The sequence below is a fragment of the Candidatus Symbiopectobacterium sp. NZEC135 genome (assembly GCF_025962695.1).
Window position 1 is genome coordinate 1 of sequence record NZ_JAGFPF010000192.1, and the last position, 2,638, is coordinate 2,638.

4 protein-coding genes are annotated in these 2,638 nt (G+C 50.6%); all 4 read right to left on the minus strand.

Translation table 11 applies throughout. The annotated features are described in order from the left end of the window. On the minus strand, positions 1-776 hold a 776-nt coding region (locus J5224_RS24765), incomplete at its 3' end, for a phage terminase large subunit family protein (protein ID WP_264627872.1). Beyond that, the gene (locus J5224_RS24770) at positions 776-1,276 is read right to left on the minus strand and encodes a DUF1441 family protein (protein ID WP_264627875.1); all 501 of its coding nucleotides are present in this window, start codon (positions 1,274-1,276) and stop codon (positions 776-778) included. The genes J5224_RS24770 and J5224_RS24765, both read right to left, overlap by 1 nt. A 569-nt stretch (positions 1,277-1,845) precedes the next feature. Further along, positions 1,846-2,100 carry a hypothetical protein gene (locus J5224_RS24775; protein WP_264627873.1) on the minus strand — a complete coding sequence of 85 codons (255 nt, stop codon included), beginning with the start codon at positions 2,098-2,100 and terminating at the stop codon, positions 1,846-1,848. A gap of 39 nt (positions 2,101-2,139) precedes the next feature. Further along, positions 2,140-2,529 carry a hypothetical protein gene (locus tag J5224_RS24780; RefSeq protein ID WP_264627874.1) on the minus strand — a complete coding sequence of 130 codons (390 nt, stop codon included), beginning with the start codon at positions 2,527-2,529 and terminating at the stop codon, positions 2,140-2,142. Positions 2,530-2,638 lie beyond the last annotated feature (109 nt).

A 2,638-nucleotide genomic window follows, 5' to 3' on the forward strand; every position in this document is an offset into this window, starting at 1 on the left:
ATAGGCTGAAAATGCTCACCACAGTGTGGGCACGGCCAGTACAAGCGACGGCGATCTCCACGGTTGTACAGAGACATGATCCCTGTTGCCGGGGGCGCTTCATGCGTTGATTTGCGACGGTACTTTTTGTCGCGGATATCCCGACCTGGCGAACTCTCCACCAGCGTCATGCCGGATGACATAAACGTCTGGGTACGTTTCGACGCCAACGTAAACGCATCCCCTTCGCCGTCGATATCTTCGGGGTAGCGATCGTAATCGGTCAGCGCTACACATTTGAAATCGGACGACGACATGATATTGACTGACGGCCAGCCGATTTTCAGGTAGTTCCCCGCCAGGAATATGCGGTCGTAAACGTTATTGTCGTTACGCCGGGGGCTAAGACGTTTCGCCAGTTCCGGGCTAAGTTTGTACATGCGCGCCAGACGCTTTTTCGAGTGCTCACGCGCTTTCTCTTCCGTCATCTGCACAATGAGCATGTCTGACGGATCGCACATCAGGTTGTAGGCGGACCATCCGTCTATGAGTGCAATGGTTTTACCGGTTCGAGCTGGGCCAACAAACACCACGGCATCGTATTCGCGTGATGTCAGGCAGTTCATGGGTTCAATAAGATAGGGTGCGACCGAAGGGTCCCACGGAACAGAGTTACCCGCCCCCATTGGCACCCGCATGTATTTGGAGACGGCCTCAGACACAGGCATGCGCCGGGGCGCTCTCACCATGTCGGCAACATTCTTCCGTACCGCTGATGCGGTTGCCTGAGCGACCATCAATCCTCCTCGGTGGCATCCTCCTCTGTATTGTCTGGTGTGTCGGCCTCTATGATTTTCTGCGCAATGTTGTCGCGCAGATCATCAATGATGCTCTGAACACGCATTACCGCTGCGGGTTGCAAGGCGCAGTCTCGCTCCAGAATGTCCGGCAGCGTTTCCAATATCTGAATAACGGCTTTTGCCATTGAAGAGAACTCGCGCACCACATCGTCAGCGGGGATCAACTCCCCCACTTCCTGCTGAAACTTGAGCCGCTCGCGCTCTGACTGAAACCACGCTTTACGATCAGGCGGTGTCATCTGATCAACTTCGAAGGTTTCGCCGGTTTTCATCAACTCGCAAAGAAGCGCGGGCAAGGCATAAAGCTTGAGGCGGGCGTTACTACCGGGAGCGGGCTCGACGTTCTTTAACCGGCTGGAAATCGTCTGCCGGTGCAGACCGGTGATGCCCGCAAGCTGGTTAATATTGAACCGGATTGACTCGATCTCTTTATCCATGATGATGGTGAACAAAAAATAAACGATTCGACATGTGGGCTAACTCCACCATTATAAAAATCAGTAACCTATACGGATGATGATGAAGTTGATCAAACACGAAAAACTAGCCGTTTCCCGCGAGTCCCCCGCCCCGTGGTGAGGACCCCTGTGGGAGGACCCGCAACGATAATGATTATCATTTGATTACAAAGTAGGCTTTCATGCCTCATTTAGACTTCTAAACGTCCATTTAAGCACCCTTGCCGACATCGACCACGTGCACCGGGCCCTCTGTCGCATGACTCGTTCATCAATCGAGATAGAAGTCATCACTCAGCGTTCTGCGGCGGGCGCCGGTTGCATTGTGTGGACATGCGCTTGATGTATGGCCCTGACCACCACAGTAACCACAGCGCAGGTTAGCGCGACGTGATGAACCTCTCCACGTCTTAAGGCAGTTGGCTACAGTGTGCAGTTGTGAGCCGCAATAGGTGCGGTCGTTATAGCTGGTGTGAGTATAATTTGGCGTAATGAGCGTCGAAGCAACAAACCGCTAGGAAGCGGCGGTTTGTTATTGTGTTGAGATCTTATTGCTTATCTATAGCGCTCTGTATTGCATCGGCAAGATTTGAAATCTCCTGTTTAGTAAATTCAATTACATTGGAAACACCACTATCAGACGCGGAGGCTTTGATTATTTCCAAAGCTGCTCTCACTGCTTCCAGTCGATTCGCTTCTTCACTTGATCTAACAATATATTTATCCAGCATTGTGACGTCAATTATCATGATGGCTCCAATTGATAACCATTTTTGATATTGGTCCTTTTGCCAATTTTTCAAGTGTCATCACAAGCACTCAGTGAATGCCTGCTGTAATGTCTACTTCACTGTCTCAATGGTCGCACCATGTGAGTTTGTAACGTATAGCTGATCGCCGCGGTACAGGAATTGATAGCCGATGCCCCCGCCAGTAGGTAAGTCAGGGAACGCTTCGCAATTTAGGTCTGAGCAAATAATTGCGATGCATTCATCACGCTTACCACCCTGCCGATCAACAGAGAGATGCTGTTCCTCCACGATGGGCTGAGTCATTCCCTCGTCTTTATAAGTGGGAAACACCCATTCAATGGTATCTGGCACCGCTATATCCAACTTATCAGCCAGTTCGAATGCCTGTTTCCACTGTTCGGAACCTGGTCGAGCAATATTGACCGCCTTAACCTCGTAGAGCGATGTTGCGTTATTGATAATTTGTTTAACTGTAAACATCTTCTTTTCCTTCTTCTGGTCGTAAAAAAGCCCCACTAATGTGAGGCTCGGTTTGATTCTGCTTCTCGAATCCCTGCAAGTTGGCTGTTAGCCTGGTCAATCGCCGTCA

Coding starts and splice junctions, on each gene's coding strand:
- J5224_RS24780 (WP_264627874.1), bottom strand. CDS start 2,529: ATGTTTACAGTTAAACAAATTATCAATAACGCAACATCGCTCTACGAG.
- J5224_RS24770 (WP_264627875.1), bottom strand. CDS start 1,276: ATGGATAAAGAGATCGAGTCAATCCGGTTCAATATTAACCAGCTTGCG.